Genomic DNA, 20,153 nt, shown 5'->3' with positions numbered 1-20,153 from the left:
ATCAGTATTGCGTGGTACGCCATCCGCCTCCGGCGGCTCGGTACAGCGCAATCCATGCATTGATACGTTCATTTTGCAGCGTGACGACGGCGAGTTCCGCGGCCAGGCGGGTGCGGCGGGATTCTTCCAGTTCGACCAGGCTGGCAAGCCCTCCCTTGTAGCGTGCTTCGGTCGCGGCGAAGGAATTGCGATAGCCTTCTGCCGCCACGCGCGCATCGTCGCTGCGTGAGGCTGTGCTTTGCAAGGTGACCAGGGCTTCCTCGACTTCGCGTACCGCTTGCCTGACCTGCGCCCGATAGCGGACCACGGCATCGTCATAACGCGCGCGTGCCGCTTCGGCATTGGCCGCGCGCCGCCCACCGTCAAACACCGGCAGGCTGAGCGCAAGCGGCCCTATTGACCAGGTCGTCAGATCAAGGTCCGTGCCGCCGGTACGGAATCGCGTCGCACCCACTGATCCGCTCAGGGTCAGGCGCGGGTAACGTTGCGCATCGGCGGCGCCAACGTCGGCACTTGCAGCAGCGACTTCACGTTCGGCATTGAACACGTCGGGCCGCTGCGACAAGATGTTGGCGGGCAGGCTGTCAACCGACATCAAAAAACTTTGCGGAAGCACTGCGGGGGAACTGGCAAGGCGTTGCCTGAGTGCTGCTTCGGGTAGCGTGGTCAGAGATGTCAACGCTTTCAATTGCACTTCGCATTGACCTTGTTGCTGAGTGGCCCGGCTGTTGGCATCCGCCGCGCTGGCCCGGGCAAGCGCGGCATTGGCCGGTGCCTGAAAGCCCGCGTCGGCACTGAGGCCGGCCAGACGTGCCGTCTCTGCGCGCGAAGTGGCATCTGATCTGGTAATGGCCAACAGCAGTTCGCAGCCGCATAGCTGGTAATACCGGATCGCCAGTTCAGCGGCGACCGAGACGCGCGCTTCATGCCAGCCGGCCTGCGCGCCAGCCAGGCGTTCCTCCGCTGCGGTAAGCGCTGCCCGATTGCCGCCAAACAGATCGATTTCCCACCCTGCCTGCAGGCCGGCCTGCAAGGCGCTTCCGGTTGGTGTCGGCGGTTGCGAACGGGCGCGGGTTGCGCTGACAGAACCATCCAGTGCGGGCAGCAGGGCCGCGCCGGCAGTGGTTTGGCTGGCGCGCGCCTGGGCAATCCGTGATGTGGCTGCGGAGAGAGTGGGACTGGCCTCCTGTGCCGCCGCAATCAATTCGACAAGTAAAGGATCGTTGTGCTGTTGCCACCAGTGCGAAAGGTCTTCCACGCTTCCGCCATGCGGCAAACCCGGTCGTGCATCGGCGGGTGCGGCGGGCAGGGCGGCGTGCCACTGCGGCGGTGTGTTAGCCTCCACCTTGACCGGTGGCACGGTGGCCGAGCAGGCTGCGAGCAAGAGTGGCAAGCTGGTTGTTGCAAACAGTCGAAATGTCTTCATGCTTCTTTCATATGGGTAGTCATATGCGTATTGCATGCATGGTTGTCATGGGCTTACGGTCGCAGACCCGCTATCAGGCAAGAAAATTGGGCAAGAAAAACAGGGAATGCCATCCCATAGTTCCATACCATGCGAAAACTGCATTAAATCCCGCCATGGTATAGGCAAAAGACAGCCGGTTACACCGCATTCAATGACTATAACGCGCCTGTCGCTGCACGACTTTCAGATACCAGAGCAGGCCGGCCGCAACCAGTGCAAGGCTGGCGCTATTCCCCATCCAGAAACCTGCGGCCCCCTGCAGTACCGGCGGCGCAATGCCATAGGGATTCAGTCCGAGGATATACCCGCCACCGAGTCCGATACCCCACAGTGCCACTGCATAGATGAGGGTTGGTACGACGGCTACCTTGTAAGCCCGCAGCACGAATGCCGTTGTCACCTGAACCGAATCGAAAAGCTGATAAAACGCAATGAAAACGAACAGGGGTAGCGCTGCTGTCACGATCGCCGGGTCGGGCGTGTAAGCGCGCACGATCAGGCCTCGTGATAACCACACCAGGCCTCCGATACTGACCGCCAGTATTGCGGCAAGCCGGATGCCGGATGTGCCGATACGGCGCGCGGTTTCCAGGTTGCGAGCGCCGATCGCTTGCGCGACCAGGGTGCCGGTGGCATTTGCGATCGCCAGCGGCAGCATGTACAGAACAGTCGCAAAGTTGGCCGTGACTTGATGACCAGCCAGGGTAGTTGCCCCCAGCCTTGCAATAAACAAGGCCATGAAGGTGAAGGCAGTGACTTCGATCAGATAGCTCAGACCCATCGGAATGCCGAGCCGAAGCAACTCGCGCTGAGCCTTCCAGCTTGGCAGGATGAAGCCAGTGCCAAACAGTCCGTAAGCATGGTAGCTTGTGCCAGTGCGCAGGATCACCGCGCAAGTGATGAACATGAACCATGAAATCAGCGTGGTGGCGAGCGCACAGCCGGGACCACCCATGGCTGGAATACCCAGGCCACCGAAAATGAACAAGGCATTGACTGGCACCTTCAAGACCAGGCCGGCGATTTGCAGCGCCATCACCATTTTCGGTCGCCCGATTGCGGTATTGAGCGACGCGTACAGGCGAAATCCCATGGTCGCCGGCAGGGCGAATGCAAGCGTACGCAGGTAAAGCGTCGCCTTGTCATTCAGTTCAGGTGAGGCGTGCGCCAGCGACAGCAAGGGTGTGGGAAAAACCAGCGCCATGCATCCGGCAATGGTCAGGAACAGGGCCAGCCATGCGCCCTGTTTCATTTCAGTCCCGATATCGTTGTAACGTCCCGCCCCGAACAGTTGTCCGACGACCGGAGAGATCGCCGCCAGTACACCGTTCAGACCGACGAAAATACTTACGTAGACCGATGTGCCGATGGCGAGCGCGGCCAGATCCGTTGCCGAAAAGCGTGAGGTCATCGCTGTATCGATGACCCCGTTGGCGATCACTGCCAGCTGGCCGACCAGAATGGGCCAGGCGAGGGCGGCAATGCGTGTGGTGTGGTTGCGAGTTTCTTTCAATTCAAGCGTTCAAATAGCCGGAAGCGCTCGTCCTTGTCTGACGGACGGCGCCCTTCCCAGAGCAGGCGCCATTTACTGCCGCCATACTGGACAGTCTTGATGTTATCCCGGCCACGTTTGCTATCCTGAAGCAGTAAAAACCGGCAGTCCGCATCATGGAATTGCGAAAACGGCACTTCCCCGAAATACACGAACGATGCGCGTTGCGCCGGGCCGACATTGGTATTGATACAGTACTTTCCCTGCGGCAGACGTTCGGCAAGCTGATGAGCGACACTTGCGTAACTCTTGCCGTAGTTAATCCATGGCAGCCACAGCGTCATCAGCAAGAGCCAGCACAAGATCACACCACCGGACGACAGCACTACCGCTCGCCACAGCACGGATGGCCGCCGCGCCACGCGCCAACGCACCAGCAGCACCCAGCCGATGCTGGCAAAGACTGCGACAAGGAAAGCCAGCAGGTTGAATTCCGGTTTGAAACCCGGAGCAAGCTTGAACGCATTCTTGGCAATCTGTGCCGGCCACCCTGTCTGCTTGGCAATCCATCCGATCCAGATAAACCCGGCGCAAGTCGTCAGCGTCATGACCGAGAACCAATCGACAGCATTGATCGCGCCGCGTTTCATCGTTGGGAGGCCAAATGCGGCAAGGATTGCCAACGGCGGCAGCATTGGCAACAGCACACCGTCCTCGGAGCGGGTATGAAACAGGGCGAGCAGGGCGCAGGCAATAAAGAAAGTTAGCGGAATGGTGATATGCGGCGCCTGATACTGCCGACGCCAGGCATAAACCGCCCATCCTGCAAATGGCCATGCTGGCCAGGCAAACCAGATACCGTTCTTGAAAAAGTTGCGCAGCGTTTCATACGATGGCAAGCCAAGCTGTCCATAGTTCCAGAGCATCCATGCATCATACGGGGTACTGCCGAATGGCCGAACGATGTTGCTTGCGATCAGCCAGGGACTGGCAACTGCGATTGCTACCGGAAACGTTACTGCCACCAGCCGCAGGACAATGGTGCGTTCACGAAATGATGCGAGAGACAGCAGCCCGAGCCAGAGCGCCAGCGGAACCACCCAGCCGCGCGACAGGACCAGCAGACCCATGCTCAGGCCCAGCAAGGCCGCAGCCCGCAGTGAACATTTTTCAAACAATGTCGTGGCAGCGTACAGACAGAAAGCCACCATTGATACCTGAAGCGCTTCGGTGCTGGTGCTATGGCTATGCAGCAGCAGGCCGAGGCAGCCAAGGAAAATGAGCAAGGCACCGTCAGCGAGTGTACGTCCGTAGTCACTAGGCTCAGGTTGGCCGCCGAAAGCCAGCTTCAAAGGCTGTGCTTCCTGCCGCCGCCCCAGCAGATAGGTGGTGTACCAGACTGCCATCGAACCAAGCAGGAAGAAACCGGCAGGTGCGATCCGCGCTGCAAGCGCGTCGCCCATGAGCCAGCCGAACAGCTTGATGCAAACGGCGCCGATCCAGTAAGCCAGCGGCCCCTTTTCCGCCATCGGCAGACCGACGATATGCGGGAATAACCAGTCTTCCAGTGAACCGTGCGCCATGGTCCACATGATGCCGAAGCCAGCCGCATCATCAGTTTTCCAGGGATCGCGTCCGATCAGGCCCGGCACGATATAGAGCAGGCAAAGCGCGAACAAAGCCGCGCGTGGAAGCGCCTGCGTAGCAGCGGCAGGAAGGCGGACAGGCTTCATGATGGAAACTGGAATGGTTTTTATGTGTCCAGCTGCGGAATGCCGACGCAATTCATGGAATTGGTGTTCAGCAAGGTACAGGCTGGAACCTTGTTATTGAGTTCGGCGTAATTGTGCCGGAAAAGCACTACCCATGCTGCCTGAAAAGCAAAAAAGGCAGCCTGAGCTGCCTTTTTCCAAACAACACGCAAACAGCAGGAAATTAACCTGCGGCTTGTGTCTTCGAACCACGTGTGCCGAACTTCTGGCGGAATTTCTCAACGCGGCCGGCGGTGTCGACGATCTTGTGCTTGCCAGTGTAGAACGGGTGGGACTCAGCGGAAACTTCAATCTTGACGAGGGGATAGTCCTTGCCTTCGAAGTTGATGGTTTCCTTGGTCTGGATCGTCGAACGTGTGATGAATTTGAAGTCGTTGGACATGTCCTGGAATACGACTTCGCGATAATTCGGGTGTGCGCCTTCTTTCATGCTTTTCCTCTGATTAGTTTGGTAGCCAATCGGCACTTCGTCGGTCGTCTTGCTTCTTGACCCGATTGCCGGTCACTTGCCGTGGGTGAAAACCGGAAATTATACATCAATCGAAAGGGTGGCTTCCGCTCTTTGCTATCGGTGAACAGTTAATAATCGTAGTTGATTAAATTGCAATATGGCTGGAAAATCCATCTCCGAAATACGGTTCCGTGTAATTTGCCTTTCCAAGGATCAGTGATGTTTCAGTGCCAATTTGAATTAAATAATCAGCCCATGAGCACTTTCAGGTTAAGTGGGCAGGTCTACTCAGCGTTTTCCGGCTTAGGCATACACGCAAACCAGCGCTCTTTGGCGTGTATGAAACAAATCGGGCCCATTCCTCCTGGAAGGTACTTTATCCTTGACCGGCAATCTGGAGGCCGCCTAGTGTAGTGTCCCGCAAAAAACTTCAAATAAGTGATCGCACTTTTGCGGCATCCGATAGCCATTTGATTTCCAATATTAAATAAAGATATCTGCAGGACACCACACTAGGAAAAATCAGGGACTTGCTATCTGGAAGAACAGATTGGTTTGCCTTATATGCGATAGACCAACGACTTGATGACGAGACCTATTGCGACCAAGTTAGAAGAGGTAATTTCAGATTACATCCGAAAGGGGCGCTTGGAAGAAGTGAAGGATGTGTGGTTATTGATCAGGAGGCTGATTTTCGCCACCTTCGCATGGTTTTAACCAGTGTAAGCCCTGTAAAGGTTACAGGCACTAACCTCAAAGTTTACGGGACATTGCAAGTCTCATGAAAATTAGACTGTACCTTTGGCCCGGTATCTGCAGCCTGCTACTTTCCATTCAGCTAACACGATGGTGGCTTCAAACCGAATGGTCCGAAAAGGTCTGGGCCTGGATTAATTACAAAGTTGATCGGGGAGCGGATCCTGGCTTTGCTTCTGATATCGAACTTTTACTCACCTTGGTGGTGTCAATATTGCCATCGGTCGGATGTGTATTTCTATTTACCAGATTGTTGCGGAGCATTTTCCGCAAACCAACTGTCAAAACCTGACTGAGCCCGAAATAACATCGAAAAGGTAGTACTTCAGCAAGTGAGTTTGTGTCTTAACTTCCTGAATCCCAGACAGACATGAAAAAAGGGCGCATGCGTGAAGCATGCGCCCTTTGTCCGAGCAACAAATTCCTTAGTTTCCGCCGCGTCGCATCATGTCGAAGAACTCAAGATTGTTCTTCGTCGACTTCATCTTGTCGAGAATGAATTCCATCGCTTCGATCTCGTCCATGCCGTAGAGCAGCTTGCGTAGTACCCAGATCTTTTGCAGCTGATCCGGCTTGATCAGCAACTCTTCGCGGCGGGTACCGGATTTGTTGAGGTTGATGGCAGGATAGACACGTTTCTCGGCAAGACGGCGTTCCAGGTGAACTTCCATGTTGCCCGTGCCCTTGAATTCTTCGTAGATCACGTCGTCCATGCGGCTACCGGTTTCGATCAGCGCGGTAGCGATGATGGTCAGCGAACCGCCTTCTTCGACATTACGCGCGGCACCGAAGAAGCGCTTAGGGCGCTGCAATGCGTTGGCGTCAACACCACCGGTCAGTACCTTGCCCGATGCCGGAATCACCGTGTTGTAGGCGCGGGCGAGGCGGGTGATGGAATCCAGCAAAATGACGACGTCACGCTTCATTTCCACCAGGCGCTTGGCCTTTTCAAGAACCATTTCGGCGACCTGCACGTGCCGTGTGGCCGGTTCGTCAAAGGTCGACGCGACCACTTCGCCGCGCACCGAGCGCTGCATTTCCGTCACTTCTTCAGGACGTTCGTCGATCAGGAGCACGATCAGCACGGTATCCGGATGGTTGGTCGTGATCGCATGTGCAATGTGCTGCAGCATCACGGATTTACCGGACTTGGGCGATGCCACCAGCAGGCCGCGTTGACCGCGGCCGATCGGTGCGATCATGTCGATGATGCGGCCGGTAATGTTTTCCTCGCCGCGCATTTCGCGTTCGAGGTGGAGTAACTTGTTCGGGTGCAGCGGCGTCAGGTTTTCGAACAGGATACGGTGCTTGGAAGCCTCCGGCGGTTCGCCGTTGACCTTGTCCACCTTTACCAGTGCGAAATAGCGCTCGCCATCTTTCGGGGTACGGACTTCACCTTCGATGGAATCGCCGGTGTGCAGGTTGAAGCGGCGGATCTGCGAAGGAGAAATATAAATGTCGTCAGTCGACGCCATGTAGCTGGCATCGGGGGAGCGGAGGAAACCGAATCCGTCCGGCAATACTTCGAGAGCGCCGTCACCGAAAATCTGTTCACCGCCTTTTGCACGCTTTTTAAGAATGGCAAACATTAATTCCTGTTTGCGCAAGCGGGCGGCGTTGTCGATTTCGAGACCGATGGCCATGTCCAGCAGAGCCGAGACGTGGAGCGCCTTGAGTTCAGATAAATGCATAGTGGATGTCCCGGGATGGGAAGTAAAAGGTGGGGGAGGGAACTGCGAGGATGGTTAAATCAAAAATAGAGCGTTAATACAACTGCGGCGGTACGAATGCACCGCCGCAATCTTACATTAAATGTTGCTGTCGATGAACGAGGTTAGCTGGCCTTTTGCCATCGCGCCGACCTTTTGTGCAGCCGGAACGCCGTTCTTGAACAGGATCAGTGTCGGAATGCCACGAATACCGAACTTGGCGGGCACCGCCTGGTTGGCGTCAACGTCCAATTTGGCGATCTGGATCTTGCCGTCATATTCCTTGGCGACTTCTTCCAGGATAGGAGCGATCATTTTGCAAGGGCCGCACCATTCTGCCCAGAAATCGACCAGCACCGGCTTGTCGGACTTGAGAACGTCAGACTCGAAAGATGCATCCGTAATGTATTTGATATTTTCGCTCATGGTTTCCTCAGAAGAGGTTCAAAGGTATAAATCAGCGCCTGCGACTGACCTTGCTCGATCCCGTTGACTACTATGTCCGGAATTGCAATAAGCAAGTGGAGACGTCATTGCGCGATTTCAAGCCCGTAGAACGGTGCTGCAAGACGTAGTGCGGCGGGGAGTTGGTAAATCATAACCGATTTTCGTGAAAAGTGTAGCCGGTACCTCAATTTTTGCCGGGACTCACATAAAATGCGGAAAGAGTCAGGCGCAGCCTGTGTCCGCTTTCCCTATCATTCTGCTACCAGATGCCGCTTACTTCCCTCCTGCTTCCCCCATCCGCCAACTTCTGGCCCCAGCTTGCACGCATCCTGCTCAGGCAATGGAGGGAATCGGAGCCGAATAGCCATGCAGGCGATTTTTCGACGGTGAGGGTACTGGTTCCCAATTTCTGTCATGCGCAACTGCTGAAGAGCGCCCTGGCCGCCGAATTGAACCGCACCTTTGTGCCGCCACGCATCACGACGTTGCAGGCCTGGCTGAAGATGCTGCCGCCCGATCCGGACGAAGTGCCGATCAGTTCCGGGACCGAGCGCATGATGTTGCTGTATGCGGAACTGCGTCAGCACGCCTGGCTGAAGAAACTGTTCGCTGCGCGCCGCAATGTCGACCTGCTGCCGTTGGCGCAAACCCTGATGACGCTGTTCGATGAACTGAGCGAAGCGCTGCTGCCCGCAATGCACATCGAGCCGAACGCGGCGGAAGAGAAATGGCAGGCGGCGCTTGAACAGCTTCCCCTGCCGGCACGCAATATCCTTTCCGACGAATCGCAACTGGTCTGGTCGCTCTGGAAAACCCAGCTTGGCAGTAACGACTCTACCGCGGCTTGTCTTGCTCGCATGATGCGCCTGGCGGCGCTTGCCGATGCGCCCTTGGTGTGGATCAGCCCAGGCAAACCAGATGCCTTGCATGACGCTTTCCTGCGGGCCTACGGCGAACGGCAGGCGGTCCAGCAAGTCCGGCTGGACTGGCATGCCGATGTCATTGCGCCGGTGTTTGCGAAGGCGTGGCCGGAAATGCCGGAGCAGGATGAGCACCAGCCTCCGGCATATGTCGACGAGACACACATCACCAGGCCAGACGGCGTGTCGCTGCACGCCTGCGGCAGTCTCGAAGAAGAAGCCCAGCATGCGGCGCAGACCATCATCGGCTGGCTGCAGCAAGGCAAGTCCTGCATCGCCATCATCGCGCAAGACCGGGTGGTGGCGCGCCGTATTCGTGCGCTGCTGGAGCGCGCTACCATTTACGTGTCCGACGAGACCGGCTGGAAACTCTCGACCACGCGTACCGCAGCAGCGATCGCCGCTCTGCTCGATGTCGTCAGCATGCGCGCAGAAACCGTTGCATTGCTCGATCTGCTTAAGTCGCCATGCGTATTTTCCGACCGGCCGGACAAGCCTGACCGCGTGATGGAAATCGAACATGCACTACGCCGCTACAATGTCCTGGGCGGTTGGGATGCGGCGCTCAACGTACTGAAGAACGCGCCGGAATCACGGCAACTGATTGAATTGATCGCTGCGCAGGCGAGCACACTGACCGGCCGCAAGACACTCAGCGAATGGGGTGAGGCAACAGACAATGCCTTGCGTGCGCTCGCCATGCGCGACGCGCTCGAAACCGATGAAGCCGGCGTCCAGGTAGTGTCGCTGCTCGACATGCTGATCCACGACTGTGGCGATACGCATCACGCATTCTCGTTTGCCGAATGGCGCGCCTTCCTCAGCCTGCAGCTGGAATCCACACCATATGTGCCGGAAGATTTCGATCGCCGTGTCGTCATGCTGCAATTGAACGGTGCTCAGCTGCGGACATTCGACGCAGTCATCATGGTGGGCGCCGATGCCGATCACCTGCCGTCTCAGCTCAATGAAACCCTGTTCTTTGCCGATGCCGTACGGCGCGAACTTGGCCTCGCGACAAAGGAAATGCGGCAACGCATGCAAATGCGGGATTTTGCCGAGTTATTACATGCGAATCCGCATGTAGTGCTGTCGTACCAGTCATATCGCAACGGTGAGCCGAACGCAGTGAGCACCTGGGTCGAGCGCCTGCAACTGACACTGGAACGCGCCGGTGCTGAAATACTGCCTATGCACAGTATCGACATCGCTCGCCAGGTGCTGAAGACGTTGCCGGTACGCATGCCGTCGCCGGCGGCGCCGCAGCTATTGCCGCGCAAGCTCTCGGCAAGTGCCTACAACAGCCTTGTTGCCTGTCCCTACCAGTTTTTTGCAACCCGCATGCTGGGTCTTGCCAGCCTCGACGAATTGTCCGATATGCCCGAGAAGCGCGATTACGGCGATTGGCTGCATGCCATCCTCAGGACTTATCATGAGACCGTGCGCGATCACAAGATTGCCGTGACGGCGCGCGAGGAACTGTTGCGTGACATCTCGCAAAAAATCTTTGACGACGCGCTGGCACAGAGCGCCGCTGCGCTCGGCTACTATGCGCGCTGGCAGAAGGTGATTCCGGCCTACCTGGAATGGGCTAATGAGCGCGAAGCCGGCGGATGGCGGTTTGTGTTTGGCGAACAACGTTTCGAGAAAAGCCTGAACTGGGACGGCGGGCAGATCACCCTGCATGGCTGCATTGATCGCATCGATGAACATGAAGATGGTTCACGTGCGGTGCTGGATTACAAGACCCGCAATGTGCAGGCGCTGCGCGACAAGATCAAGGAAACCGAAGACCATCAGCTTGCCTTCTATGGCATGTTGTCCGATCTCCCGGTCGCTGCGGCGCACTTCGTCGCACTCGAAGTCACCAAGGACAAGACCGGCGATGCCGAAGCAAAGAATTTCATCGAATGGCAGGCCATGCTGGAAAAACAGATTGTCGATAACGTACGCGCCATCGCCACCGGCGCACCGCTTCGGGCAAGCGGCATTGAACGTATATGCGTATTCTGCGAAGTGCGCGGCTTGTGCCGTAAGGGAGCATGGTGATGACGCTGCGTTCCGCACGTGCTTACGAAGCCAATGGCGAAGCGGTCGATGCCGCATCCTTCACCCGGATCGCCTGCGACCCCGCGCGTTCCGTCGTCGTCGAAGCCTGCGCGGGTAGCGGCAAGACCTGGTTGCTGGTTGCACGCATGTTGCGCCTGCTGCTCGCCGGCGCCCAGCCAGCAGAACTACTCGCGATCACGTTCACGCGGAAGGCGGCACAGGAAATGCGTGAGCGCCTGATGCAACTGCTGCATGACCTGGCCTTGCAACCCGAAGCCGACGTCACGGTACTGCTGGTTGAACGTGGTGTCCCGCAGCATGAGGTGCCGCGCCTGTTGCCGGTCGCACGCAGCTTGTATGAACGCGTTCTGTCCAGCCCGCAAAGCCTTTCCATCGACACCTTCCATAGCTGGTTCGCGAGGTTGGTGCAGATTGCGCCGCTGTCCTCCGGCGTTCCGCACGGCTACAGCCTCACTGAATCGACCGGCGAGTTATTGCGCGAAGCCTATGGCCGTTTCATGCAGTCGCTCAACGACGATGACCAGCAGCCCGTCAGGGCGGCCCTGATGCAGTTGTACGAGATGGTCGGCGACTGGAACGCACGCGGCCTGATCGATAGTTTCGTCAGCAAACGGGCAGAGTGGTGGGCGAGTGTGCAGCAGTCGACCGACGCGCCGCTGGAGTGGCTACGCGAGTTGTGTGGCGAAGACGGTGTAAGCGATGCGCGATTGCTTGTCTGGGAAGACGAGAAGCTGCGCGCCCGTCTGCTCAATATCGCTTGGCTTCTCGGACAGGGCGCGAAGCGCAATCAGGACCGCGCGGTTGCCATCGAAAGCGCCTTGACGGCAGGCGCCTGCATCGACAATTTCGACAAGTTGCTGAGCCAGTTCTGTGACGACAAGGGCAAGCCGCGTGGAAATGACCATCGGCGCGGCAAGCTGCTCACGGCGCTCGAATCGAACATCGGCCCGGACGGCCCCACTATCTTTGAAGAAGAATTCACCTCGGTCGCCGAGCACTTTCTGCAATTGCAACGTCGTAGTTGCGAGCGCCAGGTACTGGCATTGAATGAGGCCTTATTTACGGTTGGTCCGGCCTATCTGGAACACTATCAGGCCGCCAAAGCGGAGCAACGTGTATTCGACTTCAGCGACCTTGAATGGCAGGCTTACCGTTTGCTCAATGACATTGATCATGCGGCCTATCTGCAGAGCCGTCTTGATGCACGCTACAAGCATATCCTGCTCGATGAATTCCAGGACACCAATCCGCTGCAGTGGAGCATCGTCAGGGCCTGGCTGAATGCTTATGGTGGTGACACGCAGGCACCGAGCGTATTTGTCGTCGGCGATCCCAAACAGTCGATCTATCGATTTCGCCGTGCCGAGCCGCGCGTATTTACGGCGGCGCGCGACATGCTGGCCGGACTGGGCGCTGATGTGTTACGCACCAACCAGACGCGACGCAATGCATTGGCGATCGTGGACGTGCTGAATGCAGCATTTGTCGGCAATCCCATCTATGCGGCGCAGACTACCCTGGGCAGCGAAGGCGGCACGGTGTGGCGTCTGCCACTGATCCGCACCGAGGAAGAAGAACCGGTGGCTGCTGGCGGCTTCACCTTGCGCGACCCGTTGAGTGTTGCACGTGAGGAAGAGGAAGATGCCCGTCGCCTGGACGAGGGCAAGGCCGTTGCGGCGGTGATCCGCGCCGCCATGCAAGACCTTGGCACGAGACAGGACACGCCGGTGAAATGGTCGGACGTGATGCTGCTGGTCAAGAAGCGCAGCTATCTGACGGCGTATGAAAGTGCCCTGCGTGCGGTCGGTATTCCGTTCATTTCGGACAAGCGCGGCGGCTTGCTGGAATCCCTGGAGGTTGCCGACCTGATAGCGCTGTTGGGATTCCTCATCACGCCGGGCGATAACCGGGCGCTCGCACACGTTCTCAAATCGCCGATCTTTGGTGCCTCGGATGAAGATCTGATCCTCCTTGCTCAACGGCCCGAGCCGACATGGTGGTCGCGTCTTCAGGCGGCAGGGGAGACCGTCATATCACCGGCATTGCAACGTGCTTCATTGCTGTTGCGGCATTGGCTTGACGCGGCCCCTCGACTTCCAGTGCATGATCTGCTCGATCTGATTGTGCACGAGGGCAGCCTCGTCGCCCGCTATGCGCAATCCGCACCGCCGATGGTGCGTGCACAGGTGCTGGGCAACATTGATGCCTTTATCGAGCTCGCACTGAATCTGGATGCCGGTCGGTATCCCAGCCTGCCAAAATTCATTGATGCAGTTCGTTTGCTGCGCAATGGCGCGGTGAACGACGCACCGGATGAGGCCAATGTGGACGCCGCGATCGATGCGGTACGCATCCTGACGATCCATAGCGCGAAAGGACTGGAAGCGCCGATTGTGGTGCTGGTCGATGCCAATCACAGCGACCCGGCACGCGACGATGCGGGCATCCTGTGCGACTGGCCGCAGGACGCCGATGCACCGACACATTTTTCCTGCTTTGGACGCAAGGCCGAGCGCGGTGCGGCCCGCGATACCTTGTTCGCGGCGGAAGAAAGTTTTAAGGAACAGGAAGACTGGAATCTGCTGTATGTCGCAGCAACACGTGCCAAGCAAGCCCTGATAATCAGTGGCGTAGCGGCGACCCGGGGCGCTGTTGACAATGGCTGTTATGAAGGTAGCTGGTATCACCGTCTGCTTGCCGTGCCGGAGATGCAGGTTGATACGGTGATGTCGGTTACCGGCCGGACAATGACGGTCGACGCCGAGTTCGAGCTATCGCTATTCGAACCCCCTGTGCTGTCAGGTCCTGCACGGCCGATCAGGGAGTTCACCAATCGCGCCATCCAGGAAGGACTTGCACTACATGCCTTGCTGGAGCGGATGACTATTGGACCGCAATGGCCCCTCATTTTGCCGGATACGCGACAGCTGTCGCGCTGGCTGCGCTGCACACCGGATATTGCAAGGACAGTGCGTGAACAGGCCGTGCGCATCCTCAGTCATCCCACGTTGGAAAGATTCTTCAATCCCGCGCATTTTAATGCGGCGTTCAATGAACTGGAAATCATCACGCTGACCGAAGTGATGCGCTTCGACCGTGCCGTCGTCTGCGAGCGGGAAGTATGGATTCTTGATTACAAGCGCGACTTGCTGGATGCGGAGCGTGCGGGCTACCAGGCGCAACTGGATCGTTACCGGGAAGCGGCGAAGGAAGTCTTCCCGGGCAAGGAACTGCGCGCAGCACTGATCACGTCCGATGGCCAGTTGTGGCAAATCGAGGAGCTATAACAGCACGGAAAGTATTGGCAGTGCTGCCGCTTATTCACCGTTGCGCTGCGTTCGCTGACGAAGCATCGCCCCGATCTTGTCCAGCGGAAGAATCAATTCGGCGGCATTCAGATCAGCCGCCGCGCGCGGCATGCCATATACCGCGCTACTCGTCTGGTCCTGCGCAATAGTCGTCTTTCCGGCATCACGCATCGCCAGCAAGCCGCGCGCACCATCGCGTCCCATCCCGGTCAGGAGGACGCCGACTGCCGGTTTTTGCCAGTATTTGGCTACGCATTTGAAAAACACATCGACTGAAGGCCGGTAAGGATAATCGCGTGGCGTAGCGCTGTAACTCAATCGATGTCGGCCATCCATGACCAGGTGGTCATTGGTCTTCGCGATGTAGATCCTGCCACGCGCGAGGCGGGTACTTTCATCGATCACAGTGATCGGCACACGAATCTGGTCACCCAGCCAGCTGGCAAAACTATCGGTGAAATTCTGGTCGATATGTTGCACGATGACGGCTGCGCCATCCTCTGGTGGCGTCCACTGACCAAAGACCTTGGCCAGTGCCATTGGCCCGCCGGTGGAAGCGCCGATCGCGACCAGCACTTCAGGTTCCTGCTCCAGATTTGCGGAAGAGTTGGGACGGGTGGATGCCGGGTGCACTGCCTGGGCGTCAGCGCTGATCAGTTTGCCAATGGTGCGTATTTTGGATAGCAGCGCGAGATCGGTTCCCGGCTGCCCGGTGATGAGCGGGGTAGCCGTAACATCAAGTGCCCCGGCGCCAAGCGCGCGAAATACCATGCCGGTGTTGTCTTCCGGCGATGCTGTTACCAGGAGGATCGCGCAAGGAGAATGCTGCATGATCTGTCGCGTGGCTTCAACACCATCCATCCCAGGCATCACGAGATCCATGAGGATAAGGTCGGGGCGATTATTCATGCAGAACTGCACTGCTTGTTCGCCGCTACGTGCAACCCAGATCACCTGATGTTCTTGTGTATTGGTAATGACGCGGCGTAGGGCTTCGCCAATAATCAGTACATCATTGACGATGGCAATTCTCATTTGTCGCTTTCTCCGATCAGGTCAACCACGGCGTCCAGCAGGGTCTCATCATGGAAACTGCCTTTTGTCAGATAGTAATCGGCACCGGCGGTGATGCCGCGCGCCCTGTCTTCGGGTCTGTCCTTGTACGACACAATCATTACCGGAATCGTTCGCAGCCGCGCGTCCTGCTTGATCAGCGTGACGAGTTCTATGCCATCCATGCGCGGCATGTCGACATCAGTGATGACCAGGTCGTAGTTCACGCTGCGCACAGCGTTCCATCCATCCATGCCATCCACTGCGACGTCGACCTTATAGCCACGCGTGGACAGCAACTTGCGTTCCATCTCCCGTACCGTCAGCGAGTCGTCGATTACCAGTACACGTTTCGCCATCGCATCGAGTTCTTGTGTCACACGCTGTACCTGCCGTAATGAACCCTCGCTGGCAAGCTTGTCGATGCTGGTCAGTACATCATCAATGTCCAGAATGAGTACCGGTGAACCATCGTCCAGCAATGCGGCCGCCGATATGTCGCGCAGCTTGCCAAAGATAGGGTCGATCGGTTGCACGGCGAGGCTTTGTTCGCCGATGATGGCGTCCACTGCAAGCGCATGACGGCGCTGGCCCGAGCCGACAATGATGACCGGCAGGCTACTCTCTGTCGCGTGGGTATCGCCAAGTTCCAGCAGCTGCGCGGCAGATACCAGGCCGATATGGTCTTTGCCGATGGCGAAGAACTGTTTGTTTTCCAGGGAAAAAATATCGGATCGCGAGATCTCCATCACTCGATCGATCTTAGTAATCGGAATGGCGTACGGTTCTCCCGCGATATCCACTACCAGCGCACGAACGACGGACTGCGACAAGGGAAGTGTGATGGTGATGAAAAATCCCTTGCCGCTTTCGGTTTCAAGGCGAACGGTGCCGTTCAGCTGCCGCACCGTAGCGGACACGGCATCAAGCCCGACACCGCGGCCCGAGACGTGGGTCGCGGTGTCCTTGAGACTGAATGCCGGCAACAGTAGAAAGTCGAGCAGCTCAGCACTGCTCATTTCGGCGGCCATTGCCTCACTAGCCATCTTCCGTTCGATAAGTTTTTTACGGATGCTATCGAGATCCACGCCCTGACCATCGTCGCTGATGAGGATGGTCAGCATGCCGGCACTGTGGCGCGCCTCCAGGCGCAAGCTTCCCCGTGCGGGCTTTCCATTGGCGAGGCGCTGTTCCGGCATTTCCATGCCGTGGTCAATGGCATTGCGCAACATGTGGTTGATCGGGCTTTCAATTCGGGCAAGTATGTCGCGATCGACCAGCGTATCTTCACCGACAATCTCAAGACGCGCATCTTTCCCTAGACTTTTTGCAAGGTCTCTCACCATTCGTGGAAAGCCCTGAACACCGTCGCGGAAGGGGCGCATACGCAGTATCAGCACTTCATCCAGTATTTCCTGTGACACCGCCAGCAGACGCCGCTCATACGCTTCCAGTTCTGCAATACGTGACACCAGTTCCTGGCGTACGGGATCGATACGCTGGCGTACCTGCAGCAGCCGCTCGCGCACGGTATCGTCTATTGGCATTGAAGACAGTGCATCCGACAGCTGTTCGAATGCCGTCACCATTTCATGCTTCTTCTTTTTATAGCGCTGCATCGCTTGCATGTAAGGCCCCAGCGAATGCGTGGCTACCCGCGATTCACTTGCCAGCGACAGGAGCCGGTCGAAGCTGCGCACGCTGACTTTCAATACTTGTTCGTCCCGCGGAATGGCGGATGGAGTAATGGGGGCAACGGGAACGGCTGCTGGCACGACCGTAGGGGTGGCGGCAGCATATGCATCGGCGACAGATGGCGCAGGCGCAGTGGCCGAAGGTAGCGAAGGTAGCGGAGGTACGATGGGCGATGGTTCATTCAGCTTGGCCGGATCGGCCGCTTCGTACATGCTAACCAATAGATTTGCGACATGCAGTTTGTTCTGTTCGAGCCAGGCGGGCGTGTCGGCTTCACTCAGGGAGGCGAGCTGCGTGATCAGATCAACTCCTGACAGCAGGCGGTCTATGCGTGTACCGGTCAGCTGTAGCTTGCCTTTTTGCGCCGCGACGAAGCAATCTTCCATCACATGCGACAGTCTTTCAATCGGCTCCATGTTGACGATGCGTGCCGCACCCTTGAGTGAGTGGGCAGCACGCATCAGTGGCTCGATCGCTTTCAAGTCCTGGCCGTTCCGGTCCAGCAAGAGCAGCCCCTGCGTCAGTATCTGCGCTTGGCTTTCGGCCTCGCTGCGGAATAGCTGGTGCAGCGACAGGTGGCTGTAGTCGTCTTCGCCGTTCATCGCAGCTCCCCGGCAAGCTGATGGCCAATCAGCTGCGCATCAAGGCAACCCACGCGTCGATCACCGACCACCAGCATGCCAGTCAGGAAGCGTCGCATCGCGCTGTTGAACGTGGCAGGCAAGGCTTGCAAGTCATGTGCAGCATAACGGTGAATGCCGGTCAGGTCCTGTACCGGCAAGGCAAAAGCCTGTTGCTCGAACTGCATGACCAGCAGGCGGGGATAGACACGCTGCCCCGGAACTGCCGGCGGCTCATCGGGAGAGATACCCAGCAGGCGGTCGAGCGACATGCAGGGATAAAGCCTTCCCTTGACATTGATGATCCCCAGCAGGGAGCCGCCATGCCGATGCGGTAATCGATGCGGAAGTGCACGCTCGGCAATGGTGATCGTCATTCGCGCCGGCAAAGCCAGCCATTCATAGCCCAGACGGAAGACCAGCGCGCTGTGGTCGACCGCGGCTTCCGTTATCGCCACGGGTGCAAATTCCCGTGCCCACTCCTGACGGTAATCTGGTGGTAGGTCACGTTGCAGTAGTGCGGAGGCAGCATCTGCATGTACATCGCAGTGCCGGCAATGCCCATGCTGCGGCAGTCGGTCGCAGCTGCGATCGCCGCGTACGCCGATGCGGTTCCAGCAGTCCTCAACCGATTGTTCAGTCATATGCTGGCTCATGGTTCGTTTTGCTCCGTGCTTCTGCGCTGATAGACACGCGCAGCGCGCCTTCGGTATTGTTCAGAAGTGTTGTTATCGCCTTCATGCCCGGCCAGCAACGCCAGGTGACACAGCGCGTCGTAATGATTCGGGTCAAGATAAACAGTGCGCCTGAGATATTCGGCCGCCTCAGCAATGTTGTCTCTCTGTTCGTTCAGCAGCCCCAGCATGAAGTAAGCTTCTGCACAATCCGGCGCTATCTGCAGGCACTGTCGATAGGCCCGCTCCGCATCATCCAATGCGCCGCGATCCGCCAGCTCGCGTCCGTGCCGGAGCAGATCATCGAGGCGAGCGGTGGGAGCCGACGCTCCGGATATCTGGAGACGTGGGCGATTTTCCACGACTGCCGCTGCAGCAGTACGCATGGGACTTCGACGCTTCGGCGGCTTGGGGTTGGCCAGCGGTGCACACTGGACCACGCTGTTTGTCTTGCGCAGCGCAAAGGCTTTCGGAAATGGCGCCATCGAAAATCCATACTGGCAAAAAGTGGTGGCTTCCGCATAGCCGGCAAACAGAAGGCCGTCGTTCATCAGCAGATCGTTTAACCGCGCTATCGCCGCACGCTGCGTGGGCTCATCAAAATAGATCAACAGATTACGGCAGAAAATAAGATCGAAGCGACTTGACTGCAATTCCTGATCCGGGTTGAGCAGATTTCCGCATCGGAACCGGACCATCTTCCGCACCTCAGGGGCGAGCTCGAAAGCATCAGCCTGGCTGGTGAAAAAGCGGTCACGAAAGCTGAGGTCCGGCGTTCGAAATGCATTACGCTGAAAGATGCCTTGCCTGGCGCGTTCAATTGCCTGAAGACTGATGTCGATGCCTTCGATGATTACGTCATTTTGCGACAACCCCGCGTCGAGCAGCGTCATCGCCATGGAGTAGGGTTCCTCGCCGCCGGCGCAAGGAATGCTGAGTATGTTTACCGGGCGTCTGACCTCGCGTAGCCTGGTCACGACGAAGGACCTCGCGGCATTGAATGCATCGACGTCCCGGAAGAACCAGCTTTCAGGTACAACGACCAGTTCAATCAATGCCGTCAGCTCGTCCTGCTTGTGCATCGCTTGCGTGATGTACGCAATACGGTCATTTGCATGAAGGTCTTTCATTCGCTTTCGTACTGCCGTGTCGACAGCGGTACGTGTCAGGTCGAGACCGGTGAGCTGACGCAGGCGTAGCTGCAATGCCGCCGTTTCCGTGCTCATGAGACACTCCGTTCGGCCGCGACAAACAACGTATCCCTGATCTGTGCGGGTAATAACAGAGGCAAATCAACCAGTTGCAGCAACTTGCCGTCTTGTGCCGTCACTTCTCCCAGGTAAGGCGCCTGCGGATTGGAAACGCCGGTGTCGGAAAGCTGATCCGCATCGATGTTTGCGAATCCGGCAACACCCTCGGCAATCAGGCCGAGATCGTGCAGATTTCCGGTCGCATCGGGATACGCGACAAGCAGGATGCGCGTGTCGTAGCGCGCGGTGTGCGGCCTGCCAGACGCAAGTGCGCACAAGTCGATCACCGGGACCGGAGCGCCGTGCAGGTTCATGATTCCCGCCACGTAGTCCGGTGCCTGAGGTAAGGCTTTCAGTTCCATCAAAGGCAATACACGCACGAGTTCATGCGTCGCCAGACCGTATCTGTCCTTGCCAAGATGGAAAACCAAGTAGCGCATCGTGTCCTGAATCCTCTTGTCGATGTGA

Annotated in this window: 15 protein-coding genes; 4 read left to right on the top strand and 11 right to left on the bottom strand. The window is 57.6% G+C overall.

Annotated features, from left to right (window positions below):
• Position 1 precedes the first annotated feature (1 nt).
• The 4 genes from ACFQUU_RS25640 to ACFQUU_RS25625 form a co-directional block, all read right to left on the bottom strand.
• On the bottom strand, positions 2-1,426 hold the full coding sequence (locus ACFQUU_RS25640) for an efflux transporter outer membrane subunit (protein ID WP_382250960.1): 1,425 nt from the start codon (positions 1,424-1,426) through the stop codon (positions 2-4).
• A gap of 190 nt (positions 1,427-1,616) precedes the next feature.
• Complete coding sequence (locus tag ACFQUU_RS25635) at positions 1,617-2,981, bottom strand: MATE family efflux transporter (RefSeq protein ID WP_382250959.1); 1,365 nt, start codon at positions 2,979-2,981, stop codon at positions 1,617-1,619.
• Complete coding sequence (locus tag ACFQUU_RS25630) at positions 2,978-4,693, bottom strand: ArnT family glycosyltransferase (protein ID WP_382250957.1); 1,716 nt, start codon at positions 4,691-4,693, stop codon at positions 2,978-2,980. The genes ACFQUU_RS25635 and ACFQUU_RS25630 overlap by 4 nt, the downstream gene beginning before the upstream one ends.
• 202 nt (positions 4,694-4,895) lie before the next feature.
• Complete coding sequence (locus tag ACFQUU_RS25625) at positions 4,896-5,162, bottom strand: type B 50S ribosomal protein L31 (RefSeq protein WP_382250956.1); 267 nt, start codon at positions 5,160-5,162, stop codon at positions 4,896-4,898.
• A gap of 240 nt (positions 5,163-5,402) precedes the next feature.
• Between ACFQUU_RS25625 and ACFQUU_RS25620 the strand changes: the two genes are divergently transcribed.
• Both ACFQUU_RS25620 and ACFQUU_RS25615 read left to right on the top strand, forming a co-directional pair.
• The gene (locus ACFQUU_RS25620) at positions 5,403-5,597 is read left to right on the top strand and encodes a tlde1 domain-containing protein (protein WP_382250954.1); all 195 of its coding nucleotides are present in this window, start codon (positions 5,403-5,405) and stop codon (positions 5,595-5,597) included.
• Positions 5,598-5,680: 83 nt separating this feature from the next.
• The gene (locus ACFQUU_RS25615; protein ID WP_382250971.1) at positions 5,681-5,968 is read left to right on the top strand and encodes a tlde1 domain-containing protein; all 288 of its coding nucleotides are present in this window, start codon (positions 5,681-5,683) and stop codon (positions 5,966-5,968) included.
• A 396-nt stretch (positions 5,969-6,364) separates the two neighbouring features.
• On the opposite strand, the gene rho is transcribed toward ACFQUU_RS25615, so the two are convergent.
• A complete protein-coding gene (rho, locus tag ACFQUU_RS25610; protein ID WP_382250953.1) occupies positions 6,365-7,630 on the bottom strand; it encodes a transcription termination factor Rho in 1,266 nt (421 codons plus the stop codon).
• Between the two features lie 117 nt (positions 7,631-7,747).
• Positions 7,748-8,074, bottom strand: coding sequence for a thioredoxin TrxA (gene trxA, locus ACFQUU_RS25605; protein ID WP_057289690.1), 327 nt, complete (start codon positions 8,072-8,074; stop codon positions 7,748-7,750).
• Positions 8,075-8,361: 287 nt separating this feature from the next.
• On the opposite strand from trxA, the gene ACFQUU_RS25600 reads away from it, so the two are divergent.
• Positions 8,362-11,064, top strand: coding sequence for a PD-(D/E)XK nuclease family protein (locus ACFQUU_RS25600; protein ID WP_382250952.1), 2,703 nt, complete (start codon positions 8,362-8,364; stop codon positions 11,062-11,064).
• On the top strand, positions 11,058-14,372 hold the full coding sequence (locus tag ACFQUU_RS25595) for a UvrD-helicase domain-containing protein (protein ID WP_382250951.1): 3,315 nt from the start codon (positions 11,058-11,060) through the stop codon (positions 14,370-14,372). Before ACFQUU_RS25600 ends, ACFQUU_RS25595 begins: the two co-directional genes overlap by 7 nt.
• Before the next feature lie 30 nt (positions 14,373-14,402).
• Here ACFQUU_RS25595 and cheB read toward each other — a convergent pair whose 3' ends face one another.
• From cheB to ACFQUU_RS25570, 5 genes are read right to left on the bottom strand one after another with little or no spacing between them, the layout of a single operon-like run.
• Positions 14,403-15,428 carry a chemotaxis-specific protein-glutamate methyltransferase CheB gene (gene cheB / locus ACFQUU_RS25590; protein WP_382250950.1) on the bottom strand — a complete coding sequence of 342 codons (1,026 nt, stop codon included), beginning with the start codon at positions 15,426-15,428 and terminating at the stop codon, positions 14,403-14,405.
• Positions 15,425-17,743 (bottom strand): hybrid sensor histidine kinase/response regulator, encoded by a 2,319-nt coding sequence (locus ACFQUU_RS25585; RefSeq protein WP_382250949.1) that lies wholly within the window; start codon positions 17,741-17,743, stop codon positions 15,425-15,427. Before ACFQUU_RS25585 ends, cheB begins: the two co-directional genes overlap by 4 nt.
• Entirely contained in the window at positions 17,740-18,417 is a 678-nt protein-coding gene (locus ACFQUU_RS25580; RefSeq protein WP_382250948.1) for a chemotaxis protein CheW, read from the bottom strand. Before ACFQUU_RS25580 ends, ACFQUU_RS25585 begins: the two co-directional genes overlap by 4 nt.
• The gene (locus tag ACFQUU_RS25575; protein ID WP_382250947.1) at positions 18,414-19,661 is read right to left on the bottom strand and encodes a CheR family methyltransferase; all 1,248 of its coding nucleotides are present in this window, start codon (positions 19,659-19,661) and stop codon (positions 18,414-18,416) included. The genes ACFQUU_RS25580 and ACFQUU_RS25575 overlap by 4 nt, the downstream gene beginning before the upstream one ends.
• Positions 19,658-20,125, bottom strand: a complete 468-nt coding sequence (locus ACFQUU_RS25570; protein ID WP_382250946.1) for a chemotaxis protein CheW — start codon at positions 20,123-20,125, stop codon at positions 19,658-19,660. Before ACFQUU_RS25570 ends, ACFQUU_RS25575 begins: the two co-directional genes overlap by 4 nt.
• Positions 20,126-20,153: the final 28 nt, after the last annotated feature.

Origin of the sequence: Herbaspirillum sp. GCM10030257 (assembly GCF_042666555.1) — a bacterium.
Classification (GTDB): Bacteria; Pseudomonadota; Gammaproteobacteria; order Burkholderiales; family Burkholderiaceae_D; genus Noviherbaspirillum.
This window is presented reverse-complemented; position numbering and strand designations above follow the sequence as displayed.